Origin of the sequence: Leptolyngbya sp. CCY15150 (genome assembly GCF_016888135.1) — a bacterium.
Taxonomy (GTDB): Bacteria; Cyanobacteriota; Cyanobacteriia; order RECH01; family RECH01; genus RECH01.
This window is the reverse complement of the sequence record NZ_JACSWB010000015.1, coordinates 1-400: the sequence shown is the minus strand read 5'-3', so window position 1 is coordinate 400 and position 400 is coordinate 1. Positions and strand designations below refer to the sequence as shown.

The window sequence follows — 400 nt, the reverse complement described above, 5'->3', positions numbered from 1 at the left end:
GACTCATACCAACTCTATACCAGTTTTCAGTCTGCTGATTTCTACCTGTCCAGAAGGCTGTCGCTCTATCATGGCCCAGCGATTATGGTTCTCATGGCAGAGCTGCGGTTATCTCGCTCCCCAGCAGATGGTGTTGAGAACAGTCATTGATAAGCTTTAGAGTATTCCTATATGATGCTCATGAACCGTCCGATTCAATTAACGAAACCCCCAAATGACATTGTCACGGCGACAATAGGCCTGTTAACGCAGGAGCACGCCGGACAAATCGAAGATATCTGGGAAGGCATTCTGCGGGAGACGGAGCAGCCTGACGCTAGTTGGGACTGGGCCTATAAGTTACGACTGGCTGTCAATGATGATCGCTATGAGGCTTACGGCATCGAGTTTGAAGCGCTAC

1 pseudogene is annotated in these 400 nt (G+C 49.5%); it reads left to right on the top strand.

What is annotated here, in order from left to right:
- Positions 1-180 precede the first annotated feature (180 nt).
- Positions 181-400: pseudogene (locus JUJ53_RS00065) on the top strand (hypothetical protein); the annotation flags it as partial.